This is a genomic window from Phyllobacterium sophorae (assembly GCF_003010965.1).
Lineage (GTDB): Bacteria > Pseudomonadota > Alphaproteobacteria > Rhizobiales > Rhizobiaceae > Phyllobacterium > Phyllobacterium sophorae.
Genome location: NZ_PGGM01000012.1, coordinates 61,444 through 83,573 on the forward strand (window position 1 = coordinate 61,444; position 22,130 = coordinate 83,573).

Sequence of the window (22,130 nt, forward strand, 5' to 3'; positions counted from 1 at the left end):
AAATTGGTTGAGATAGGGCGAGCCGCATCATTGCGGCCCGCCAGATTACGCCTTGATCGGGCAGAGCGTGCTGCTCGGCCCCAGAGTGAATGGCCCGATCAATTTGCAGAAAGTTGTGATCGATACGCGCACCTACAGGCTGAGTGCTTGCTGAGGATCGGCCGCGGCGAATGCAGCGTCACGGTCGGCTGGTGGATAAATCAGAGTACCATTGATCATCATCTTCATTGTTTTACCCTCGGCTCCTGTCAGCCAGATCTTTCGATCCCTGCCCCGGGTGACGACCGCTCCAGCCGATCCCAGATCGAGGCAAGTCACATAGTGGGGTTGGCTGTAGGGGGTTGGACGCTGGCCCAGCAGATCTGCGGCAGCATTGTCACCCGCGGATTTTCCAGCGGGTATCGCATGCTGGCACGACATCAATGTATGATTGCCTTGATCATCGGTGGGCGCCACAGCGGCATCCCCTGCGGCAAATATTTTGGGCGCAGACGGCACACGTAGATCATGGTCCACGCGAAGTCGTCCGAGTTCGTCTCGCTCCGCCGAAATCTGCGCCGTAAGTGCGTTGGCGCGTACACCAGCAGTCCAGATGATCGTGCCGGCTTCAATATATTCGCCGTCGGCAGTTTTCAGACCGTCAGCGCTGATCACGGCCACCGCTGATCCGAGACGGTATTCGATGCCGAGTTCTGACAGAGCCTTGTCGATCACCGGCCGCGGTCCGCTGCCAAGGCCCGGGCCGATCGCGTCGGCCCGCTCGACGATCATGATCCTTATATTGGCGTCTGACCCCAGAACCTTCTTCAATCGGCCCGGAAGCTCCGTTGCGATCTCCAGTCCTGTGAAACCACCACCGGCAACAATGACCGTATCGCGCTTCAGCGATGCCGGTTGCTGTGCCAGATTTTTAAGATGGACATCGAGAGCGGCAGCTTCGTCGCGTTGATCGACACTGAAGGCGTACTGACGAAGACCGGGAATGTCAGGACGAAACAATTTGCTTCCTGCCGCCATGACGAGCCGATGATAAGAGAGGGTCAGGCGTTCACCGGATGCATTAATATAGTCAACCTCGTCCGTATTGGCGCGGATCGTCTCGACGCTACCTTGGATATATCGAACGCCGGTCTCTTCGAAGAGGTTCTCCAGCGAAGCAGTCATATCGTCGGGCGCAGCTTCGTACAGCCTTGGCCGGATCGTGAGTATCGGCTCTGGCGCAATCAAGGCCACTTCGATTGCACCGTCTTTGCTGCCCTCAATCTCAAGGCGACGGGCCGCAGCGAGCGCGCTCCACAGGCCGGCAAAACCGGCACCTATAATGAGTATGCGTTGCATGATGGTTATCCTTTCAATCGGCGCACGAATGCCTTCGGCTCCGGCGGAGCCGATTTAGGTGTCCATAGGGTATGGAAAAACGACGGCTTAGTTTTCGTCGCTTCGGTGTCGGGCCTTTGGTTTTTTCAGGGCCACGACGCGCGTTTGTTCACGGGTATCGACCCGATCGGCAAACCACGTTTGGAGTTGTTCGGCGAAGCCGTCCGGGGCCTTGCGCGCGACCCCTTTCGTCAGATCGCGTATCGTGGTGCGGGCAAGTTCGTCACGCAGGGTCTTTTCTGCGCGCAGCATGACGGCGTGAATACTGCAGACACCGCTCGTCATCCAGGCTGGCGGCTTGTCTTTGAAGAGGGCGCAGCGCCCGCGGATGTCCTGACAGTCAAACAGTGGTTTTCTGCCCTCAACGGCGTCAATAACTTCGAGTACCGTGATTTCCTTGGAATCTCGCGCCAGCTTGTAGCCGCCGCGAATGCCTTCCGAAGCGGCGACGATCCCGGCCTTTTCCAGTTTCGGGAATATCTTGGCAAGAAAGGATGGCGATACCCCCTGTAGTTCGGCAAGGTCACGGCTGCTTGCGGGTTGGGCAAGCGGCTGATCGAGCAACAATAAGCAGTGAAGAGCGTACTCAACGCCGGTTCCGAGATGTGCCATAACGCAGACTATATTAGTCTGTGTTATAATTCGCAAGGACTTTTATCGCAATCACGCGGCCATAATATCCCGCTTGAAAATGGAGGTGGAAAAATAGGAGCAAGGCGAGTTTCCGTTCCTCCTGGCGCAATCAATCCTGGCGAGTGACTGCTCTTCCCGCGTACACTGCGGCACCGCCGGATTGTTGGGATGTGGGGCGACTTTGGAAAGACGACGTCGCGGGGCACCTTTTTGCATAGTCTATTGCACGTTTGTTGGACAGCGAGATTTCATACGTTTCTTTCGCCTCCCCGGGCGACATAGGAGCTAGGGCAACGCTTTATCCTGGATCGCCGCCCCGGTTGGAATCGTCATGTCGGGAAGCAAAATTGCGGCGTAGTCGCTGTCCCCGATCCGTGCTCCGAATGTCGCATAAAGCCTCCTCTGGACCCGCACCTGGGAAATCTGCATTGAATGGGACTGCGGCTCGGTTCCTTTCAAGGCGAGGAATATTAACCCCGGGCGTTGTGAGGCATCATTGCATTTCTGTGTAGATGTTCGAGATCTTGTTCTGAAAAATCGCAATGTCTCAAGAACGGGTGCCGCACTGAAGTCATCCGGATTTGCATCCACTCAGTGCTCTGCTAATTGCAGCAGATCATTTGAACGGGAGGATACTCGAATGTACAAAATCTTGATCGCAATTGCTTTCACACTCATGGCGTTCCCCGCACAAGCGTTGGACAGTACAGTCACGGTCACCCCGGTTTTCAAAACGACACGGACGATAGCTGATCAACCTGTTCAACTCCCGCAAAAAAACGTCGAGGTCATTGTGTCGATGTACGATATCCCGCCTGGCGCAGAGTTGCCCGTACATCAGCACCATTATCAACGTTATGCGTACGTTCTCTCCGGAACGCTTAGCGTCAACAATCTCGAGTCTGGAAAGAACAGTACGTTTAAGCAAGGCGAATTCGTGGTCGAATCGCTGTCTCAATGGCACAAGGGAGCAAACAATGGCACTGAGCCGGTTAAACTGCTTGTCATAGATCAGATCGAGCAAGGCGCCGAAAGTGTCACCTTAAGAAAGTAACGGCGAGCCCACCGTGACCTGCAACATCGACAGATTTGGGACGCTGTATTGGCCATACATTCTGATACTCGCTGCGGCTCGGGGGTGGAGACCAGAGAGCCTCTATTCCCCAACGCCCATCGCTCTGTTGAATCGCGAAGTGCGTATTGACCCTAATTCTTGCCTTTACCTCCCGAGGCCGGGAGCATCCGACTCGGGCCGGGGCTGATTATCGCGCGCCGAAAGATAAAAATTCATACCGCCCGCGAATTCCGAATTGATTCCCCGATCTTGAGCTCGACAACGATGAAGCAGCGCTACCGGAAATCATCAGAAGATCCAGATCGTAGGTCCTGGCCACCAACTTCAATGCGATGCTGGCTACCCACGAATGCAAAGCCCTTACAGAGCTCAGGAATCAAGAGCGCAAGAATGCTCAAATAGGCCTTTCTCGATTTCGCGCTCGGACATTGCTGGGCCAAGCGCGAGAAAATCGAAGTTAGGGATCTTTGATTGCTTCTTGGGCCAAGTCAGACTGTGGCGCAGGCAGGCAGTGTCCGCGCGAAGTTGGTCCGTGCTTTGCGTTGTCGTCGATCAAGACCACTTTCGATCTGATGCGCGAGAACGTTGCGGCTCCCCCATGTTCCAGTGCGTTGCGGGCAGACCAAAGCCGCTCTCCAGGACTCTTCAAAGCCTCAATGGCGCGATATGCCCGGTCCATATCGATGCGCTATCATGGCGCATGGGCTGATCAAAAACGTGAAGCTGTCCGGCGCGGCGATGAGGCCGTGTCCATAAGCGGTGTCGGGTGCGTAGCCATTGGCGCCGGTCCGTCGCTCCGGCCGAATTGTCCCAGGATATTTTCGGAAATCTCCTGACAATATCGGCAAAACCGGGACGTTTGGCAGGTCATAATCGGCTTGTGCAGGCGGGCATCGGTGGGCTGACAGCCCGTTTCTTGTGACTGCACTGTCCAGTTTTTTCGCTGTGCAGTGCAGCAACGATTCACACTTGAAATGTTGAGTAAAATAGATATTACTTAACACAATTACTCAACATGATGGAGAGAGATCATGGGGAGTATCGAGGGAACAAGCGAGATTTTTGAGAGCGGCGCGGTGTCGCTTATGTATCTGGGAGGAATGCATGCAGACGATAAAGCAAGCCCTGCTTGGGGCGACATCGGCACTTGTGCTGTTCACGGCTGCGCCGAGTTTGGCAAAAGCCGACGAACTCACTTTATGCTGGGCGGCGTGGGATCCGGCCAATGCTCTCGTTGAGCTTTCAAAAGATTTCACGACCCACAGCGGTACGGCGATGAAGTTCGAGTTCGTGCCGTGGCCAAATTTCGCCGATCGCATCCTCAACGAACTCAACTCCGGGGGAAAGCTCTGCGACCTTCTCATTGGCGACAGCCAATGGCTCGGTGGGTCAGCCGAAAACGGCTATTATGTAAAGCTCAATGATTTCTTCGACAAGGAAGGGATCAAGATGAGCGATTTTGCGGACGCCGCGGTCAACGCCTATGCGACCTGGCCGAAGGGCACGCCCAACTATTGGGCGCTTCCGGCAATGGGCGATGCCAACGCCTGGTTCTACCGCAAGGACTGGTTTGCCAAGCCCGAAATACAAAGCGAATTCAAGCAGAAGTACGCCCGCGACCTGGCAGCACCAGCGACCTGGGATGAACTGAAACAGGTCGCGGAATTCTTCAATGGGCGCGAAATAGACGGCAAGAAGGTCTATGGTGCCGCGATCTTTACCGAACGTGCTTCGGAAGGCATTACCATGGGCGCAACAGGGGCGCTCTACCCCTATGGCTTCAAGTATGAAAATACGCCGGGTAAATACGACATGGAAGGCGCGGTCAACTCACCTGACGCGGTCGCCGGCCTTGAGGCGTACAAAGCCCTTTATAAATGCTGCACGCCGCCCGGATATACGGATGCCTATATGGGCGAAAGCCTCGATGCATTCAAATCGGGACAAGTGGCGATGGCGATGAACTGGTTTGCGTTCTTCCCGGGCCTTTACAAGGACGAGAAGGTCGGCGGCGACAAGATCGGGTTCTTCGTCAATCCCAAGGAAAAGGTCGCAGCGTCGACACTGGGCGGACAGGGAATTTCCGTCGTTGCCAATACGGACAACATGCAAGGCGCGCTTGCCTATATCAAATGGTTCGCCCAGCCGGACGTTCAGAAAAAGTGGTGGTCGCTCGGCGGTTATGCCGTACACAAGGCCGTCTTGACCGATCCGACCTTCACCGAGAGCCAGCCATTTGCAGCCGACTTCCTGGTTGCCATGAATCAGGTTCAGGATTTCTGGCAAGAACCGTCCTATGCTATTCTTCTGCAGGCCATGCAAAAGCGCCTCCACGATTACGTCGTTGCAGACAAGGGCACGGCCAAAGAGGCGCTTGACGGGCTGGTCAAGGACTGGACGGAGGTCTTCAAGGACGATGGGAAGCTCTAGAGCTTCGGTGCTTTAGGTGACCCGTGCTGAAATGACTGCCCGGATCCGAAAAACGTACCGGGCAGTACTTTCGAATGCTACGCTCTAAAACCCAGGTGAAGTCTGTGACCGATACAAGTTCCTCCATTTTGGGTGAGGGGGTTGCCCGTGCTACGCCGGCACCCATCGCTACCAGAATTCGCGGCATATCTGATCGGGCCATGGCGTGGCTGTTTATTGCGCCGACGATTGTCTTGCTGTTGGCCGTCAATATCTTCCCGCTAATTTGGGCCGTCTATCTCTCATTCACGAACTTCAGGGCAAATCGGCCCAACGCACCTATCGAAGGCGTTGGCCTGAGCAACTACAGCCGGGTGCTGAATGATCCGAATATCTGGCAGGCCATGCAGACAACGGCTCATTTCGTCTTCTGGACAATCCTGCTGCAGACGCTGATCGGGTTTTCTCTTGCCTACCTGATCGACCGGAAATTCCGGGGTCATGCCTTGTGGACCACCATCATCCTGGTGCCGATGATGTTGTCGCCGGCCGTGGTCGGCAATTTCTGGCGGTTCTTGTATCAGCCGCAGATTGGCCTCTTCAATTACATCGTCTCTTTTGTCACGGGTATCCCGCCGTCTTCGTTCGAAATGCTCGGTTCGGTGCCGTTGTCGCCCTGGGCCATCATCATCGTCGATACATGGATGTGGACGCCCTATGTCATGCTGATCTGCCTTGCAGGTCTGCGGTCCATCCCCGATTACATCTACGAGGCTGCCGAAGTAGACCGAGCATCGCTCTGGCGCCAGTTCTGGTCTATCACTCTGCCAATGGCGCTTCCTTTCATCATGCTGGCGGTGCTCTTCCGCGGCATTGAAAACTTCAAGATGTTCGACATGGTCACCCTCCTCACCGGGGGCGGTCCGGGTTCGACAACCGAAGTCGCTTCCATCACGTTGAAGCGGGAGGCGTTCGAAAGCTGGCGCACCGGCAGGGCATCTGCCTTTGCCATCATTCTGTTTGTCGCGGTGTTTGGTCTCGCCAACATCTATGTGAAAGCCCTCAACAAGGTGAAACAGCGATGAGTTCCGTCAATTCTGCCCATTCGGTCGTTGCGCCGGGCGCTACGTCAAAGCGTATCGCCGCTACAATCGTCATCGCCTATGCCCTCATCACCATGGTTCCCCTTGTCTGGATTGTGATGACGAGCTTCAAATCACCGCCTGATTCAATCAGCTACCCGCCGAAAGTTGTTTTTCAGCCAACACTTGAAGGCTATTGCAACCTTTTCACCACCCGCACGCGTCAGACTTCCGATTACATCGCTTCGCTTGGTGCACCAACAAGCACCTGTGATGAGATCACGCGAAGCCGCAATATGGTCATCGCGGGGCCCTCGAACTACTGGCCGCGTTTTCAGAACTCACTGGTGATTGCTTTCGGCTCGACATTTCTTGCCGTTTCTCTCGGTACCTTCGCCGCTTACGGATTTTCGCGTTTCAAGGTTCCGCTAGCCGAGGATCTGCTGTTCTTCATTCTCTCGACACGCATGATGCCGCCCATAGCCGTCGCGATCCCGATCTATCTGATGTATCGCGAGCTCGGTTTATCAGACACTGCGCTGGGCATGATACTTCTCTATACGGCGGTCAATGTTTCACTTGCCGTTTGGCTCCTGAAAGGCTTCATCGACGAAATTCCGCGGGAGTATGAAGAGGCGGCCATGATCGATGGCTATACGCGCATGCAGGCCTTTTTCAAGGTTGTCCTGCCGCAGGCGACCACCGGCATTGCCGCTACGGCCATCTTCTGTCTGATCTTTGCCTGGAATGAATATGCCTTCGCGGTGCTTTTGACCTCGGGTGCGGCCCAGACTGCTCCACCCTTTATCCCAACAATCATTGGGGAGGGCGGGCAGGACTGGCCGGCGGTTGCCGCTGGAACCACGATCTTCGTCGTACCCATCCTGGTGTTCACGGTTCTTCTGCGCAAGCAGCTGTTGCGCGGTATCACCTTTGGAGCTGTACGCAAATGACGCCACAATCACCGCTCCACTTGAAGCCGAAACGGGCGTTCTTTCTCAGACGCGGTCCGATGGAAAATGTTGCAACCGGCCTCATCGGCCTCGGATTCGTGATGTTGTTCCAGCCTTTCCTGCTGATCCTTTACACCTGGTCGCTGGTCACGCTCCTGATTGGTACCGTTCTTTTCATCATTGTGTCGAAGTTCCCGGAGTAGGCGATGGCAGAGATCAGAATAGAAAATCTGCGCAAGGAATTTGGTAGTTTCAGCGCGGTTGAGGATTCGAGTTTCGTCGTTCGCGACGGAGAATTCCTGGCCCTTCTTGGCCCGTCCGGTTGCGGCAAGACAACAACGTTGCGCATGATTGCGGGTCTCGAGCTGCCGACCAGCGGCAAGATCTTCCTTGCAGGCGAAGACGTCACATTCAACCGTGCCAGAGAGCGGGACATCGCCTTTGTCTTTCAGCTCTTCGCGCTCTATCCGCACATGAGCGTGCGCAGGAATATCGGCTTTCCGCTCCTTGCCCAAGGCGTGGCGAAAACCGAGATTCGCTCCCGCGTCGAAGAGACGGCAAGGCTGCTGCAGATCGATCATATACTTGACAGGTCTGTATCCGGTCTGGCTGGCGGAGACCGCCAGCGTGTGGCGCTGGGAAGAGCGATCGTGCGCCGGCCGAAGTGCTTTTTGATGGACGAACCCCTTGGCACGCTGGATGCGGAGTTTCGCGATCTGATGGTGCGGGAACTGCGCGAACTGCATAACCGGATCCATGCTACCACCGTCTATGTCACCCATGACCAGATGGAGGCGATGGCCATGGCCGACAAGATCGCGGTGATGAATCATGGCGTTATCGAACAATTCGGCACGCCACAGGAAATCTACAATCGGCCCGCGACCATGTATGTCGCCGATTTCATCGGTTCACCGCCAATGAACTTTTTACGGTTTACTTCTGGTTTGCGAAAGGGAACGCGCTCGGTTTCCCTCGACGGCGTGGATATCCCCGTACCGGAAATCCAGCAGGATCTGGCGCAGGGCGAGCTTGCGCTTGGCGTGCGTCCCGAGGATATCCGCTTCAGCGACGCCTCCTCCTTGCGTGGTTGCGTCTATGCCAGCGAATATCACGGCACAAACCAGATTGTTGCCGTGGAAATGGCAAAAGGACTGGTCAAGGCGCGGGTTCCAGCCGATCAGAACTTCCGCATCGGCGAAACCGTCGGACTTGAACTCAACTACGAAAAACTATCCGTCTTTGACTGCGAGTCGGGCAGGGCCGTTGCGTCATCCCGCTATGCGGAGCATCATCATGGCTGAAGTCGTCCTGAAAGGCATCAACAAGAATTTTGGTGAATCGCGTGCCGTTTGCGATCTGGACCTGGCCATCGCCGATGGTGAATGCGTCGTCCTGCTTGGTCCCACCGGTGCCGGCAAAACCACCACGCTGCGTCTGATTGCCGGGCTGGAACGGCCCGATAGCGGGCGCATCATAATTGGCGGATACGATGTGGCAAGAGAAGCGCCGGCCGGGCGCGACGTGGCCTTTGTTTTCCAGCAATATTCACTCTATCCGCATTTGTCCGTGTATGAAAACCTCGCCTTTCCGCTCCGCTCGCCGGCACGCCGTCTCGGCAAGGATGAGATCGACCGGCGCGTCCGGGAGGTGGCGCGTATGGTGCGCATCGAGCACAAGCTCGATAATCGTTCGACCCGTCTTTCGGGTGGCGAGATGCAGCGCGTGGCCATCGGCAGGGCACTGGTGCGGCGGCCGGCGATCTATCTCATGGACGAGCCGCTTTCCTCGCTCGATGCCAAGCTCCGTGCCGAACTGCGGCTGGAACTGAAACGCATTCAAAAGGAGCTCGGCTCAACGATCCTCTACGTGACGCACGATCAGATCGAAGCCATGACCATGGCTGATCGCATCGGCATTCTTGCCGATGGACGGCTGGTACAGATTGGAACGCCGCGCGAGATCTATAGCAACCCGGCCAATGTTCACGTTGCTTCGCGCCTTGGACAGCCGCACATCAATCTTTTTCCGGCCAATTTGCTGCCCGACAGCAGGACGCCGGCTGCTACCCGGACGGTTGGAGCGCGCACTGAACACCTGGAGATCTCCATCGGTGGTGATGCAAACGCGCAAGTCGATTGGGTCGAACATTTGGGAGACCAGAATCATCTGCACATCCGCGTTGGTGACTGCAAACTCGTCACCCTCGCCAATCCCTACCTTCCCGTCAGGCAGGGCGACAAGATTGGCCTGGCACTCAGAAATCCTCTTTATTTTGGAACTGATGGAAACCGGGTGTACTGACTGGGTCGTCCCCGATCGATCGCATTTTGTTGAACCACGCAAAACAAGGCAAAGACTGGAAGATGCAGATGAAACACTTCTTCAATCGCAGGGAAAATATCGTCACCGAGGCGCTTGATGGTCTCTTGCTGACAAGCCGTCCAGGAATGCTTGCGCGGCTCGACAGCTATCCCGACATCAAGGTCATCCTGCGTGCCGACTGGGACAAGTCCAGCGTTGCCCTCATATCGGGCGGCGGAGCGGGGCATGAACCTTCCCATGCCGGCTTTGTCGGAAAGGGTATGCTCACGGCCGCTGTGTCGGGTGAGATTTTTGCCTCACCGAGTGTTGATGCTGTCCTGACGGCAATCCGTGCGGTCACAGGGCCAAAAGGGTGCCTGCTGATCGTCAAGAACTACACCGGGGATCGGCTGAATTTCGGGCTGGCCGCCGAACGCGCGCGCGCCGAAGGCTTCAAGGTGGAAATGGTCATCGTCGCGGACGACATCGCCCTTCCAGACCTTGCCCAGCCGCGCGGCGTCGCGGGTACATTGTTCATTCACAAAATCGCAGGTTTTCGCGCCGAACGAGGCGATAGTCTTGGAGATGTTGCAGCCTTTGCCGCGTCGGCGGCCGCTGACATTGTGTCGCTGGGGGTTTCGCTGTCCACCTGCTCGATACCAGGACAGGAGCATGAGCAACGTCTCGGCCTCGATGAGGGGGAACTTGGGCTTGGTATTCACGGCGAACCGGGCGTGGAACGTGTCCAGATACAGGAGGCCGGCAAGATTGTCGCGATCATGGCCGAACGGCTTGCGGCGTCGCTGCCGGTTACTGGCGAATATGCGCTGTTGATCAACAACCTGGGGGCCGTACCGCCGCTGGAAATGAGCCTCATTGCCCGGGATGTTCTTTCCTCGTCACTTGCCGATCGGGTGAAGCTCATCATCGGCCCTTCGCCGATGATGACAGCGCTCAACATGAATGGCTTTTCGCTGTCGCTTATTCGCCTCGATATGGAACGTGAGGCAGCACTTGCCTCCTCCGTGGAACCCCACGCCTGGGTTTCCCCGGTGCCGTGCCACAGCATAAACATTCTTCCGCTACCACGGGCGCCGGTGGGAGAGGCCGTTGCCGCGGCCAGTCAAAATCCGCTCACTGAAAAGATGGTGGCCGCCATTTGCGAGCATCTGGTTTCGCTGGAAGTGGAACTCAATCGTCTCGACGCGCGCGCTGGTGATGGCGATACAGGATCGACCGTTGCTGCAGGGGCACGTGGTATTCTTGCGCAGATCCGATCATTGCCTCTGGCTGACACACCGGCGACGCTTGCGGCGGTCGGCAGAATTCTTGCAACCAGCATGGGCGGTTCAAGCGGTGTTCTGCTCTCCATATTTTTCACGGCCGCAGCAAAATCGATGGCTGGGACGGGAATTCTATCAAGCGCGCTGCTTGCAGGTCTTGAGCGTATGACGTTTTACGGCGGGGCAAAGCCGGGTGACAGAACCATGGTGGACGCCCTTGAACCAGCATTGCGATCCCTGGCAGCAAGCGGGCTTTCGCAAGCAGCCCGAGCTGCCCGCGCTGGTGCCGACGCCACGAGCGCAATGACCACAGCAAAAGCAGGTCGCGCGTCCTATGTCGGTGCAAGGGACCTCGTTGGGGTTCCTGATCCGGGCGCTGTGGCCGTGGCAGCAGCTTTCGAGATTGCGGCAAACGTGATTTCAAGCCAGGTTGCACGCGGGGAGGCGACAGTCGTTGCAGATTAATCGTGCGCTCATCCTTGGGTTGATCGAGACATGCCACGAGGTGATTGCGTCTCATGCCGATGATCTTTGTGAACTCGATCGTGCGATCGGCGACGGTGATCACGGCACCAATATGCGGCGCGGTTGCGATGCAGTCTATCTTGATAGGGAAAGATTGGGCGCACTGCCGTTGCCGCAGGCGCTCGAGACGATCGGCACGATGCTCGTCATGAGCGTTGGCGGTGCGTCCGGGCCGCTTTATGGAACACTGCTGATCGAGATAGGACGGCGGCTCGGCGCCCGGCAAAACGGCGCAGATTTCGCCAATATTGTTGGAGAGGCAATCGAAGCAGTGGCAAAGCGCGGCCGCGCTCAGGCAGGGGACAAAACATTGCTCGACGTGCTTTACCCTGTCCACAGCGAAATGGTAAGGCAGTCTGCTCTCGTCCATATCGCTGAAAGGGCGCAGCAGTCCGCGCAACTGACCGCTGGTATGAAGGCGATGCGCGGGCGCGCTTCCTTTCTAGGGGATCGTTCCATTGGCCATATCGATCCGGGGGCCTCGAGCTGCGCCCTCCTGACCACGGCCATTTGCCGCTACCTGAAGGAGTACCATCCGGCATGAAAGGCAAGATTGCAAATGTGGGAATTGTGATTGTCTCGCATTCACCGCTTGTCGCCAAAGGCACTGCCGATATGGTGCGCCAGATGGTCGGTGACGGCGTGCCGCTTTCATGGTGCGGAGGCAATGCTGAAGGCGGTCTCGGCACCAATGCCGCGGGCATTCTTGCGGCCATCGAGGCGGCATGGTCCGATCATGGTGTTGCCGTGTTCGTCGATCTTGGCGGTGCGGAGACAAATAGCGAAATGGCAATCGAAATGCTGGGCGAACCGCGCTCCAGTCTCGTTGCCATTTGCAATGCGCCTCTCGTGGAGGGAGCGGTCATTGCTGCTGCCGAAGCCTCCGGCGGGGCTCCACTTGCAAAGGTGGTCGCTACGGCAGAGGAACTCTCGCCCTTATGAGCAACAAGCAGGACGCGAGGCCGCAGGAGAAGGATCACGTGACGAAGCAGTGGCAGACGGAAATCGAAGTCATCCATGGGATCGGGCTGCATGCCCGGCCTTCCGTAATTTTCACCCGTTTAGCCAAGACCTTTCCCTGCACGATTGAAATTGAGGTGAACGGAAGCAGCGTCTGGTTGAATGGCAAAAGCATCGTCAAGGTCATGGGTGCCAAAATTCGAAAAGGTTCCGTCCTGAAAATTCGCGCTGACGGAATCCGTGCAGCAGAAGCAATTGCAGCATTGAAAGAACTGGTCGAGCACAATTTCGACGAGGGCAAACTCCATGGCCGAAATGTTTAGACTGCAAGGGCAGGGAACGTCGCCGGGTACGGCTTTTGGGCAGATTCACCTGGCGGTTGAGACCGAAGCAATGTTCTCGTCTCAAACCAATCCTTCCGCTGAACGTGCCATCCTTTTGGACGCGGTCCAGGTTTCCATCGCCGCCCTGCGTGCGCTTGCTGCACGATCCCCGGCGGAAAGTGCTGCGTTCCTCGAGTTCCAGATCGAAATGCTCCTTGATCCCGAGATCACCGAAATGGCTGCCGGGCGTATTGGTAGCGGAGATGGCGCAGCTCTTGCCTGGGTGACGGCTCTTGATGATTACATCGCCGGCTTTGAACAATCGGACAACGATGACGTCCGCGCACGGGCAGCCGACGTCATCGACATCAAGAACCGTGTGCTCGCGGCCATGACAGGAAAATCGGTCGCGGATTTCCCGGCAGGGACGGTGTTCGTGGGCAAAGACATCTCGCCGAGCCTTTTCCTTGCCCATGACTGGTCGGCCGGCGGTGGAGTCGTCCTGTTCAAGGGGAGCGCCGCAAGCCACGTCTCCATGCTTGCCCGCGCCAAATCGGTTCCCATGGTCATTGGGACCGGCACCTTCAACATCGCCGGGAAAACGCAGCTTTTGCTCGATGGAGGCTCGGGTTGCGTCGTTTTACATCCTTCCGATGAAGAGCTACGGCAGGCGCTATTGACGCCGTTGTCCATGCGCCAAAGCGCAGACGAGGGAGAACGACCTTGCCCGACCGCAGTGCGAACCGCCGATGGTGCAAAGATCAGTCTCTCGATCAACGTCAATGATCTTTCTGATCTGATCGGTGTTGATCATGCGGGAATTGCAGGGATCGGGTTGCTGCGCACCGAGTTCTTGATGTCATCAGCTGCCGATATCGCTAACGAAGACAGGCAATACGGCATCTACCGCCAAGTCCTGGAGTGGGCCGGACAAAAGCCTGTCACCATTCGCTTGCTCGATCTAGGTGGTGACAAGCCGGTTCCCAGCGCTGACAAAGGCGATTGGACATCGTTTCTCGGCTTGCGTGGTATCCGTCTTTTGCTTGCCCGGCCAGAGATCCTGCGCATCCAGGCGCGCGCGTTGCTGCGGTCCGCCATTCACGGTAAGCTGAAGGTAATGCTGCCGATGGTGACGTTGCCTTCGGAACTCGAAAGAACGGTCACGATATTCAGGGAGGAATCCACCCTCTTGGAACGGTGCCGGGTTAACCATCGTATCCCGCCGATAGGGATCATGGTCGAGGTTCCCGCGACCGCCCTCATGCTGGATACATTCGGCGCGGCGGATTTCTTCTCCTTCGGAACCAATGATCTCGCGCAGTATCTGACCGCTGCCGCGCGCGACAATGCCGCCGTCGCCGATATTTACACCCATGCCGCTCCTGCAATCTTCAGACTGCTCGCACACAGCTTGCAGATCGCGGCAAACTTAGAAACGCCCGTCAGTGTCTGCGGTGATATGGCGGGCGACCCGGAGTGCATTCCTGGCCTATTGGGCTGCGGATTGCGGCATTTCTCGCTGGCGCCGGTGCAACTGGTCGCAGTGAGATCACAGATTGCGCAATTCAACGCGGATGGAACGATGGCAGTGGACAAATAGGATGGCACGGGAACCCATGGAAGACGCCATTATTTCCTACAAGGCTATCCTGGCTCAGATCATTGACAATCGTCCTTCCGGAACACGTCAACGCCTGGCGGCGGCACTCGGCAAGCACCGGAGTTTCGTTACCCAGATTACAAGTCCGGCCTATGCCACGCCCCTACCGGCGCGGCATCTCGCGACGATTTTCAGGGTTTGCCACTTTAGTCCGGTTGAACAGGATCGTTTTGTCGAGGCCTACCATGCTGCGCATCCGGGAAAATTGCCGGAATTTGGCAGTTCCGAAGGATTGAGGTCACTATCACTGATGGTTCCGGATCTCGGAGACGACAAGAAAAATCGCCTGTTAGACGAGGCAATTACAGATTTTGTCCAGAAAATCGCAACGCTGTTGGGAAATACAGATTAGCACATGATCCTCGCGATGGTGGTAAGATCATGCACCAGACAGAGGGGTAAGGAACTCGACCAGATGGAAAGGCAATCATCTTGCCTCGACTCGCGCCGCAGCAAGACGTTGCGGTTGGATAAGGACGCTGGCGCGGGAGGGGCGGGATGAAAAAGTTCATGAACGGGGCCGCGTCAATGGTTGCCGAAAGTCTCGAAGGTTTCGTTTCGGCCCATGACTCGATGGTCATGTTCGGTGCAGGCCGGAAATTTGTTCGGCGCCGTCATCTTGCTCCCGGAAAGGTTGCAATCATATCGGGCGGAGGGGCGGGGCATGAGCCAATGCATGTCGGCTTCGTCGGACACGGCATGCTTGACGCTGCCTGCACCGGTCACATCTTTACCTCGCCAAATCCTGATCAGGTCATTGCCGCCATAGCAGAAACCGACACCGGAGCAGGGTGTCTGTTGATCGTCAAGAACTATGACGGTGATGTCATGAATTTCGAAATGGCCGCTGAAACGGTGTCGGGGCGCCACCGGATTGAGACGGTCATCGTGAGCGACGATGTTGCTGCGCAGGGCGCGGCGCGCAGAACCGGTCGTCGAGGCGTTGCTGGAACGCTCATCGTCGAGAAGATGCTTGGAGCAGCCGCCGAGGCCGGATCGGATCTCGCCGGGCTAAAGGCGCTGGGTGACCGGCTGAGTACGCAAATTCGTACCATGGGCGTAGCACTCAGTGGCGTTACCGTTCCCGACACGGCGCGTGCCACCTTTACCCTGGAACCGGATGAGATGGAGGTCGGGGTGGGGATCCATGGCGAACCTGGACTTTACCGCCAGAAGATCGCTGATGCGGACACAATCGCCAGCATGATCTGCAACGCCATACTTGCAGATATGGGGCAACACAACAGCGACCAGGCATTGCTTTTGGTCAATGGCTTTGGGGGAACCCCGACTCCAGAGCTCTACCTCATCTACAATGTCGCCCGCCGCTTGTTTGAAGCCAGCGGCATCCGGATCGCAAGATCTCTCGTTGGAACCTACGTGACCTCGCTGGATATGGCCGGTCTCTCCGTCACCTTGTCGCTCCTTGATGAGGAGACATTGCACCTTTGGGATGCACCTGTTTTGACGGCTGCATTGCGGTGGCTCCGTCATGACCCAACGAACTTTGGAACAGAGGACGTTCATTTGAGCTAAGATGGATGGATGTGGGCCGAATACCTTTTGAGTGGCCCTCGTGCGAAGAATTCACGCTTTGGATGCAAGAGTGAAACGGGTGTCCGCACGAGCAGCAGACATCGGCTGAAATGCGGCCGTCGCCTATTGTAAAGAAGAGGGCTGATAAAGACTGGCAAGCATACAAATCAGAACCGAACAGAAAAACCCGGCACGCGAAAAGTGCCTGCCGGGCAAGATCATAGAAAATAACTATTTGGTGGCGTGAATGATTATCGTCCCCGAAGATACCTTTGGCGCATCCACACCAATGTGTGCTGCATTTTTTGAAATCCACTCCTTGGCAATTCGGACACTCTCTTCCGTACCGGCCTTGTCCTGACATACGGTCATCGACAGGCCACCATCGCTCTCATTACTGCGTGCCAGGGTGTAACTCACAAAGCCTTTGACTGAGCGCATGGCCTTTTCAACGTCTGACTTTTTCTCTTCCAGCAGCGAAAACAGCTCTTTCGAGCCCTTACCTGAATAAGTTCTTACAACGACATCCATGATAGATACCCCCTCTGCATAGCCGTGCATTGTGTGAACGTGCATTCTGGAGAGCATCGATCCGAACCAAAGGTTCCGGTCCTGCTGACCGACTTTGCAGTATAGTCCTTTCATCCACTGAAGACGATGCAACTATGAGCTTGGACGTCTTCCGCGTTGTGGCTCCTACTCACACAGCGGGCTCCATCGCTCCAACGGTGATGCTTCAGGATAGATGGATCAAAGCCGCGCGAGGGTCACTGCCGGGATTTTGCCCAAGGATCGATGTTTGGACACTGTCAAAGCCTAACCTGCAGGCCCGGTGTAGCCGATCGCATTTGGCCCGCCATTCATCTCTCGAAGCTTGGTTACATATTGTTGGGGACGGAGCCAGATGCCGGGCGTCTTATACCCCATGGAGCGCGCAATGTTCCCAACGAAGGCATTGCAGTTGTTGACTGTGGCTTGCCAAAAATGGGAGCGGGCCTTTAGGTCGCGGATGTAGGCAACGACTTTGTTGTATTCGGGTTCGCTCAGCATAACGCGCCAGCTCGCCGACCTGAACCTGTCATCCAGATCACCGTCGCTCTCCCCAGTTTCCGCCGGCACGGGTATGTAGTGGCCCAGAACATAAGGTACGGCACTATTCGAAGCCGGGGCAAGGCCGGCCACTTCGCGATCGATCATCTGGCCCGCCTGGTCCACGCGCCCAAAAATCACGTAGGTGTGGCCGTAGGTGAGGGCATAGCGGGAGCGGAACTCAATGAAGTAACGGCCTTTCGTCTGTTGCGGTGTTGCCGTGGTCGAGGGAGCGCCGGCCGCCATGGAGCCTTGATTGTTGTAGGACACGACGTTCGGCTTGATTGCCGCATCCGGCGCACATCCCGCTACCGCGAGGGCAAGCAAGGCTACAAACAATAAACGACCACTTGCAATCATCATCACACTCCCAAACTCCAAAAAGGCGCGGCAACTCGCCCATACCCACGCCCGACGATCAGACAGTCGTGGGTTTGAAACAGGCCAAGTCCGGATCACATATTCATGGGGGAGGGGTATAGCCACCGTCTCCATACTGAGCGAATGTCTTGTTTTTGAATCCTGCTCATCTGACGATACTTCCCCAAGACGATTCGGCTGTCGACTGTAACGTACCACAAATACTAGCGAAGGCCAGGGTTTGGCTTAGGGAAGGCACAGTCTCTCAGCGGTCTGCAAAAGCTCAGACAGCGGTAAACCCCTCCAATTCGGAAATCTAGACGAGGGCTTCCTTGAGCCGCAATTCGATGAGCTAGGGATCAAAAATGGGTAATTGAGACTTTCGTTCCCGGATTGCCTGCGACGGTCGTAAACGTAGCATCAAGCTGTTTTGCCATCGCATCAACAATGCCCGTGCCCAAGCCGGGCTTGGAAAACTTGGGATCTGCAGAGACCCCGACACCGTCGTCACTTACCGACATCGACCATTTCGAGTTTTCGGAACGATAGTCGACGACGATCTTACCACTGCGATCGCGGGGAAACGCATGTTTGAGCGCATTGATCACCAGTTCGGTGACAATGAGACCGAGACTGACAGACACATTCGCCTTGGCGGTACTGTCATCGACCGTCACCTCAATCGAGAGCTTTTCGGGATCGTGGATCATTGATGCCCCGAGGCTTTGGCAAAGCTGCGTGAAGTACGGCCGGAGGTGAACATCACCAAGTCTGGAGACCGCTAGCTGCTGTTGGACAGAGGCGATAGACAGCACCCGGCCGTGTGCTGATTGCAGGTGCGCGCGGGTCTCCTCGGACTGAACTGCTCGTGCGCTTTGCATGAGGATGCTGGCGATGATTTGCAGGCTGTTGGCAACCCTATGCTGGATTTCCTGCAGGAGAATGGCTTTTTCCCGTAAGAGGTCATCCTTGAGTTTTTCGGCGAGGCGGGCGTCGGTGACATCTGACACCGATAGAAGAAGTCGAACGCCGTCGGTGTCCCCGTATTGGAGTTTCTGCGCGTTCAATACCAGGCGTCGCGGTTCTTGACCTTCACGGGTCAAGTCCATCTCGTAGGCGCGGATATCGGCGCTGCCTGTAGCAGTAGCCTGTAACAGTGACGATAACCGCCGCGAATTCCATTCTCCGCTCCCGAGATCCGTCAGTTTCCCGTTCGAAACCTGGGCCGGATCAATCTGAAACTCGCGGCAAAAGGATTCACTCGCTGCAATCACCACGAGGTCACCGTCAAGGAGAAGTAGCGGCGCATTGGATGATGCAACCACCGCCAAGGCAAGGTTCATACCACCTTCCGGCTCAATTGGGATAGTCATTAGAATTTGTCCTTGTGGGGACCGGAGGCTCGCGGTGCGAAAGCCTTCCCCGGGCATGGACGTTGCTCGCTCCATAGTCCGAGTGTACGCAAAGACACAATAGCACAGATAAAACCTGCGCGTTGATCTCAATTTGATCCGACGAGGGGGCGAGGAGCCATATCGACAAATCGGAGTGATTGCGGAGCACGTCACGTCATTATGCTGAGTTGCAATGCTACGGGCACTTGGCCGCTGTGGACGAACTTAATCGTCCTTGGCTGGTCCCATATTTTTATTGGCGTTTTGACGATCCATTAGAAAAGCCAGTATGTCGCCATTACAAGCATCCCTAAGCTCTTCCAACGTGAATCCTTCGGCTAATGCGTGGGTCTTCAAGTCATCGGCTTCTTGGACCATCTGAACCTTATCTTCTTCGTGCGCTTGCGATGTGATGTTTACATCGACCCACGCTTGAATACACTTGCTAATTTCTGGCATTTTTTCTCCTTGGAGACCGAGTGCTACATCGTGGATCTGTGGATGTCGTCCATACCTTGAGCGAACACGATCCGGTTGCCATCCGGGTCCTTGATGATCGCAGTTTTGACGGCATCCCCATCTGAACCGCTGCTGGAGACTATTTCGATGACTTTGGCTCTCAAGTCTTCGATGCGGCCATCAACACTGTTCTCCACAAGCGTGACAAAAGACCTTGCGGCTCCGCTCTTGACCTCAAAGACCTGAAGCCATCCGCCCTTTTCGAATTCCCATTCGAGCAAGCCCTCCATGGGTCGCGTATCGGGCGGGCGCCCAAACAACTTCTCATACCATGGACCGGTCTTGTCCAGATCTTTGACGGCAACGCCAGCCAAGACATTGATGACTTCCATAACCAGTTCTCCGGAGCACCGCGATCAAATAAGGGCAGGTGGCAATCACACAACTCCAGGCCACCGTCATTGTTCCCTGTGACCAAGCAAGCGCACCATTTGAAGATGTGGTCTTACAGGCACCAATGGAACCTAAATCGGTTTAGTCCGTTGTGCAGTACCGTCAGAAATGTTTTGGGCGGCTTAAAGATCACAAGAGGATGAAATGGATATCACCACAATTCTCATAGTCGTTTTGATCGTACTTTTATTGGGTGGAGGCGGCTTCTACGGTCGCGGCCGTTGGTATTAAGATAAACCGGGAGCTTTAGAAAAGCTAAGTATCCAATCCAGTGAGGACGCACGCCCTCGAAATCTTCCGGCGTAAGTCCGCAAGAATGGTTCCCAAGGGCGAAGCAATCTGGGTGACCGACAGCAGGAACCCATTTGCGATGTTCGGTAGAACTGTCCAGCAAGTGACTAGGCTCGGGACAGAGAGCTTATCGATATCTCCGGACGCTTGACGCCAGTTGAATTCGAGCCGAAACGGCTCACTCCCGCGGCGTAAGACCTCCATAAATGTCTGCGCCCCAATTCCAGTCGTTGACAGCAGGTGCAACAAATGCCCGGATTCGACCCGTTGCGGACATTCAGCGGTTCATGCACGTTGCCACATTGCCAAAATGTAATGAGCTTGCCAGAATAGCGTTGACAACAGAGCGGGGACACATGAGCGGAATTCTGGACGCCGCTGTCATAGGGGCAGGTTACGCCGGACTTGGCGTTAGCTACTTCCTGCAACGGCACGGCGTAACGCATGAGGTGCTCGAACGCTCCAGGATCGGTGAGACGTGGCGCACGCAGCGATGGGATTCGTTTCGGCTGAATTCACCACATGTGCGCTCCATGCTGCCCGGGGACTCCTACGAAGGACCAGACCCCTGGGGTGCCATGACCCAGCATGAATTCGTCGCCTATCTGGAAGAATACGCCAAGCGCAATCGCTTGCCGGTAAGTACCGACACTCCGGTGAAGGAACTGACGAAAGAGAACGGTGCCTATCAGTTGGCGACAACCCGCGGCACGCTCAGGGCACGCAATTTATTGATCGCGACCGGCAATCTGAATTGCCCGGTGCGCCCGCCATGGTCCGCCAACCTGCCGTCAGCTCTTGGGCAGATTGATTGCTCGGCATATCGCAATGCGGCCGAACTCGCAGATGGGGCCGTCTTGGTCGTCGGCAGCGGCCAATCAGGCGGGCAGATCGCCGAGGACCTGGCCCGGGCGGGGCGCTCCGTGTTTTTAGCGACCAGCCGCACCGGCCGCTTGGTGCGGCGATACCGTGGTGGCGATACCTTCAATTGGCTCACAATATCCGGCTTTCTTGACGTGCACCGGAAGGAAGTCATGCTGCCGTCTGGCAAAGTGCCGCCGCGCGCCTTGCTCGGCGCAACCCATACAATCAGCCTGCAATCGCTTAGTGCTCAAGGAGTCGTATTGCTCGGCCGCTTCCAAGGTGTCGAGAACGGCCATCTCATGTTTGGCGATGAATTGGACGAGCATCTTCGCTTCGCCGACGAAGCCTCCGCGAACGTCAAACGCTTTCTTGATCAATACATCGAACGAACTGGACTCGATGCGCCAGCGGCAGAGGATGATCCGGCCGAGACGGTTGAGCCGCAGCTGCCAAGGCCGCCAATCCGTTCTATCGATTGGGCGGCGAGCAACATCACGTCAGTGATTTGGTGCACCGGCTTCGTAGGCGACTTCCGGTGGATCCAGCTCCCCGGCGTCCTCGATGAGGCAGGCCAGCCCATTCACGAGGACGGCTTGGGGGTCCTTCCAGGCCTCTATTTTGCCGGCCTCGATTTCGGATCGACGCGGAAATCGGGGACAATACCGGCAATTGCTGACGAGGCCGCCCGCCTCGTCAGCCATATTGTCACAAGGCGAGTCGACTTGTTGTAGAGACGCCCGCAGTATCGAAGCGACATACTGGCACCGGTCAACGAAAATATGGATTGCGTAAAATCCTAAAATTGAATCATTCACGGTAGACCCTGCCTGGGCTATCGCGCAGATTGCCACATCGGAAAAGACGACAACGCATACCACGGCCATCAGAAGATAGAACAGCCTTGCGGATATGCGATCGAGCCGATCCCGGGGTGGAGCCGGCGGGCCAAAATCTTCGACTAGCAGACGACCACCGAGGCTCTCAAATCGTTTGGCGCTTCGTAGTGGCAAGAAAGCATAGCAATCCACAACGAATTGTCCGCCCGGCGACGGATCTAACAAATCACAATTGGCAGACAAGGGCAGTGGGGCCCAACGTAA

Annotated in this window: 22 protein-coding genes; 15 read left to right on the forward strand and 7 right to left on the reverse strand. The window is 56.3% G+C overall.

Translation table 11 applies throughout. The features are described 5' to 3' along the window. Positions 1-132 precede the first annotated feature (132 nt). Complete coding sequence (locus CU103_RS22125; RefSeq protein WP_210203824.1) at positions 133-1,338, reverse strand: NAD(P)/FAD-dependent oxidoreductase; 1,206 nt, start codon at positions 1,336-1,338, stop codon at positions 133-135. A gap of 87 nt (positions 1,339-1,425) precedes the next feature. Beyond that, positions 1,426-1,989, reverse strand: a complete 564-nt coding sequence (locus CU103_RS22130) for an RrF2 family transcriptional regulator (RefSeq protein WP_106666200.1) — start codon at positions 1,987-1,989, stop codon at positions 1,426-1,428. Positions 1,990-2,650: 661 nt separating this feature from the next. Between CU103_RS22130 and CU103_RS22135 the strand changes: the two genes are divergently transcribed. The 14 genes from CU103_RS22135 to dhaK all read left to right on the forward strand — a co-directional run bounded on the left by CU103_RS22135 (position 2,651) and on the right by dhaK (position 16,120). After that, on the forward strand, positions 2,651-3,064 hold the full coding sequence (locus CU103_RS22135; RefSeq protein ID WP_106666201.1) for a cupin domain-containing protein: 414 nt from the start codon (positions 2,651-2,653) through the stop codon (positions 3,062-3,064). Between the two features lie 1,125 nt (positions 3,065-4,189). Next, a complete protein-coding gene (locus tag CU103_RS22145; protein ID WP_106666203.1) occupies positions 4,190-5,515 on the forward strand; it encodes an ABC transporter substrate-binding protein in 1,326 nt (441 codons plus the stop codon). Positions 5,516-5,619: 104 nt separating this feature from the next. Continuing rightward, positions 5,620-6,579: a carbohydrate ABC transporter permease gene (locus tag CU103_RS22150; protein ID WP_210203825.1), complete on the forward strand. Its 960-nt coding sequence runs from the start codon at positions 5,620-5,622 to the stop codon at positions 6,577-6,579. Beyond that, positions 6,576-7,529 carry a carbohydrate ABC transporter permease gene (locus CU103_RS22155; RefSeq protein ID WP_106666205.1) on the forward strand — a complete coding sequence of 318 codons (954 nt, stop codon included), beginning with the start codon at positions 6,576-6,578 and terminating at the stop codon, positions 7,527-7,529. The genes CU103_RS22150 and CU103_RS22155 overlap by 4 nt, the downstream gene beginning before the upstream one ends. Further along, the gene (locus tag CU103_RS22160) at positions 7,526-7,732 is read left to right on the forward strand and encodes a hypothetical protein (RefSeq protein WP_106666206.1); all 207 of its coding nucleotides are present in this window, start codon (positions 7,526-7,528) and stop codon (positions 7,730-7,732) included. The genes CU103_RS22155 and CU103_RS22160 overlap by 4 nt, the downstream gene beginning before the upstream one ends. Before the next feature lie 3 nt (positions 7,733-7,735). Then, positions 7,736-8,833: an ABC transporter ATP-binding protein gene (locus CU103_RS22165; protein WP_106666207.1), complete on the forward strand. Its 1,098-nt coding sequence runs from the start codon at positions 7,736-7,738 to the stop codon at positions 8,831-8,833. Further along, positions 8,826-9,833, forward strand: coding sequence for an ABC transporter ATP-binding protein (locus CU103_RS22170; protein WP_106666208.1), 1,008 nt, complete (start codon positions 8,826-8,828; stop codon positions 9,831-9,833). Before CU103_RS22165 ends, CU103_RS22170 begins: the two co-directional genes overlap by 8 nt. A 68-nt stretch (positions 9,834-9,901) precedes the next feature. After that, the gene (locus tag CU103_RS22175) at positions 9,902-11,581 is read left to right on the forward strand and encodes a dihydroxyacetone kinase subunit DhaK (protein WP_106666209.1); all 1,680 of its coding nucleotides are present in this window, start codon (positions 9,902-9,904) and stop codon (positions 11,579-11,581) included. After that, positions 11,571-12,185 (forward strand): dihydroxyacetone kinase subunit DhaL, encoded by a 615-nt coding sequence (dhaL, locus tag CU103_RS22180; protein WP_106666210.1) that lies wholly within the window; start codon positions 11,571-11,573, stop codon positions 12,183-12,185. Before CU103_RS22175 ends, dhaL begins: the two co-directional genes overlap by 11 nt. Beyond that, positions 12,182-12,583 (forward strand): dihydroxyacetone kinase phosphoryl donor subunit DhaM, encoded by a 402-nt coding sequence (gene dhaM, locus CU103_RS22185; RefSeq protein WP_106666211.1) that lies wholly within the window; start codon positions 12,182-12,184, stop codon positions 12,581-12,583. The genes dhaL and dhaM overlap by 4 nt, the downstream gene beginning before the upstream one ends. After that, entirely contained in the window at positions 12,580-12,924 is a 345-nt protein-coding gene (locus CU103_RS22190; RefSeq protein ID WP_106666212.1) for an HPr family phosphocarrier protein, read from the forward strand. Before dhaM ends, CU103_RS22190 begins: the two co-directional genes overlap by 4 nt. Then, positions 12,908-14,524 carry a putative PEP-binding protein gene (locus CU103_RS22195; protein WP_106666213.1) on the forward strand — a complete coding sequence of 539 codons (1,617 nt, stop codon included), beginning with the start codon at positions 12,908-12,910 and terminating at the stop codon, positions 14,522-14,524. The genes CU103_RS22190 and CU103_RS22195 overlap by 17 nt, the downstream gene beginning before the upstream one ends. Position 14,525: 1 nt before the next feature. Beyond that, on the forward strand, positions 14,526-14,936 hold the full coding sequence (locus tag CU103_RS22200; protein ID WP_106666214.1) for a hypothetical protein: 411 nt from the start codon (positions 14,526-14,528) through the stop codon (positions 14,934-14,936). A gap of 146 nt (positions 14,937-15,082) precedes the next feature. Further along, the gene (gene dhaK, locus CU103_RS22205) at positions 15,083-16,120 is read left to right on the forward strand and encodes a dihydroxyacetone kinase subunit DhaK (protein WP_106666215.1); all 1,038 of its coding nucleotides are present in this window, start codon (positions 15,083-15,085) and stop codon (positions 16,118-16,120) included. A 231-nt stretch (positions 16,121-16,351) separates the two neighbouring features. Here the strand turns inward: dhaK and CU103_RS22210 are convergent, their stop codons facing one another. From CU103_RS22210 to CU103_RS22230, 5 genes are all read right to left on the reverse strand, one after another. Beyond that, positions 16,352-16,651, reverse strand: coding sequence for a hypothetical protein (locus tag CU103_RS22210; protein WP_106666334.1), 300 nt, complete (start codon positions 16,649-16,651; stop codon positions 16,352-16,354). Between the two features lie 285 nt (positions 16,652-16,936). Next, positions 16,937-17,572, reverse strand: a complete 636-nt coding sequence (locus CU103_RS22215) for a hypothetical protein (RefSeq protein WP_106666216.1) — start codon at positions 17,570-17,572, stop codon at positions 16,937-16,939. Positions 17,573-17,928: 356 nt separating this feature from the next. Then, the gene (locus CU103_RS22220; RefSeq protein WP_106666217.1) at positions 17,929-18,942 is read right to left on the reverse strand and encodes a sensor histidine kinase; all 1,014 of its coding nucleotides are present in this window, start codon (positions 18,940-18,942) and stop codon (positions 17,929-17,931) included. Positions 18,943-19,188: 246 nt separating this feature from the next. Continuing rightward, a complete protein-coding gene (locus CU103_RS22225) occupies positions 19,189-19,422 on the reverse strand; it encodes a hypothetical protein (protein ID WP_106666218.1) in 234 nt (77 codons plus the stop codon). Positions 19,423-19,445: 23 nt separating this feature from the next. Beyond that, the gene (locus CU103_RS22230) at positions 19,446-19,814 is read right to left on the reverse strand and encodes a VOC family protein (protein ID WP_106666219.1); all 369 of its coding nucleotides are present in this window, start codon (positions 19,812-19,814) and stop codon (positions 19,446-19,448) included. 708 nt (positions 19,815-20,522) lie between these two features. Here CU103_RS22230 and CU103_RS22240 point away from each other — a divergent pair. Then, positions 20,523-21,761 carry a flavin-containing monooxygenase gene (locus CU103_RS22240; protein WP_106666221.1) on the forward strand — a complete coding sequence of 413 codons (1,239 nt, stop codon included), beginning with the start codon at positions 20,523-20,525 and terminating at the stop codon, positions 21,759-21,761. The last annotated feature ends 369 nt before the right edge of the window (positions 21,762-22,130 follow it).

What these genes read in the sequence shown, in the direction of transcription:
- CU103_RS22125 (WP_210203824.1), bottom strand. Translation starts at nt 1,338, where the DNA reads ATGCAACGCATACTCATTATAGGTGCCGGTTTTGCCGGCCTGTGGAGC.
- CU103_RS22130 (WP_106666200.1), bottom strand. Translation starts at nt 1,989, where the DNA reads ATGGCACATCTCGGAACCGGCGTTGAGTACGCTCTTCACTGCTTATTG.
- CU103_RS22135 (WP_106666201.1), top strand. Translation starts at nt 2,651, where the DNA reads ATGTACAAAATCTTGATCGCAATTGCTTTCACACTCATGGCGTTCCCC.
- CU103_RS22145 (WP_106666203.1), top strand. Translation starts at nt 4,190, where the DNA reads ATGCAGACGATAAAGCAAGCCCTGCTTGGGGCGACATCGGCACTTGTG.
- CU103_RS22155 (WP_106666205.1), top strand. Translation starts at nt 6,576, where the DNA reads ATGAGTTCCGTCAATTCTGCCCATTCGGTCGTTGCGCCGGGCGCTACG.
- CU103_RS22160 (WP_106666206.1), top strand. Translation starts at nt 7,526, where the DNA reads ATGACGCCACAATCACCGCTCCACTTGAAGCCGAAACGGGCGTTCTTT.
- CU103_RS22165 (WP_106666207.1), top strand. Translation starts at nt 7,736, where the DNA reads ATGGCAGAGATCAGAATAGAAAATCTGCGCAAGGAATTTGGTAGTTTC.
- CU103_RS22170 (WP_106666208.1), top strand. Translation starts at nt 8,826, where the DNA reads ATGGCTGAAGTCGTCCTGAAAGGCATCAACAAGAATTTTGGTGAATCG.
- CU103_RS22175 (WP_106666209.1), top strand. Translation starts at nt 9,902, where the DNA reads ATGAAACACTTCTTCAATCGCAGGGAAAATATCGTCACCGAGGCGCTT.
- dhaM (WP_106666211.1), top strand. Translation starts at nt 12,182, where the DNA reads ATGAAAGGCAAGATTGCAAATGTGGGAATTGTGATTGTCTCGCATTCA.
- CU103_RS22190 (WP_106666212.1), top strand. Translation starts at nt 12,580, where the DNA reads ATGAGCAACAAGCAGGACGCGAGGCCGCAGGAGAAGGATCACGTGACG.
- CU103_RS22195 (WP_106666213.1), top strand. Translation starts at nt 12,908, where the DNA reads ATGGCCGAAATGTTTAGACTGCAAGGGCAGGGAACGTCGCCGGGTACG.
- CU103_RS22200 (WP_106666214.1), top strand. Translation starts at nt 14,526, where the DNA reads ATGGCACGGGAACCCATGGAAGACGCCATTATTTCCTACAAGGCTATC.
- dhaK (WP_106666215.1), top strand. Translation starts at nt 15,083, where the DNA reads ATGAAAAAGTTCATGAACGGGGCCGCGTCAATGGTTGCCGAAAGTCTC.
- CU103_RS22210 (WP_106666334.1), bottom strand. Translation starts at nt 16,651, where the DNA reads ATGGATGTCGTTGTAAGAACTTATTCAGGTAAGGGCTCGAAAGAGCTG.
- CU103_RS22215 (WP_106666216.1), bottom strand. Translation starts at nt 17,572, where the DNA reads ATGATGATTGCAAGTGGTCGTTTATTGTTTGTAGCCTTGCTTGCCCTC.
- CU103_RS22220 (WP_106666217.1), bottom strand. Translation starts at nt 18,942, where the DNA reads ATGACTATCCCAATTGAGCCGGAAGGTGGTATGAACCTTGCCTTGGCG.
- CU103_RS22225 (WP_106666218.1), bottom strand. Translation starts at nt 19,422, where the DNA reads ATGCCAGAAATTAGCAAGTGTATTCAAGCGTGGGTCGATGTAAACATC.
- CU103_RS22230 (WP_106666219.1), bottom strand. Translation starts at nt 19,814, where the DNA reads ATGGAAGTCATCAATGTCTTGGCTGGCGTTGCCGTCAAAGATCTGGAC.
- CU103_RS22240 (WP_106666221.1), top strand. Translation starts at nt 20,523, where the DNA reads ATGAGCGGAATTCTGGACGCCGCTGTCATAGGGGCAGGTTACGCCGGA.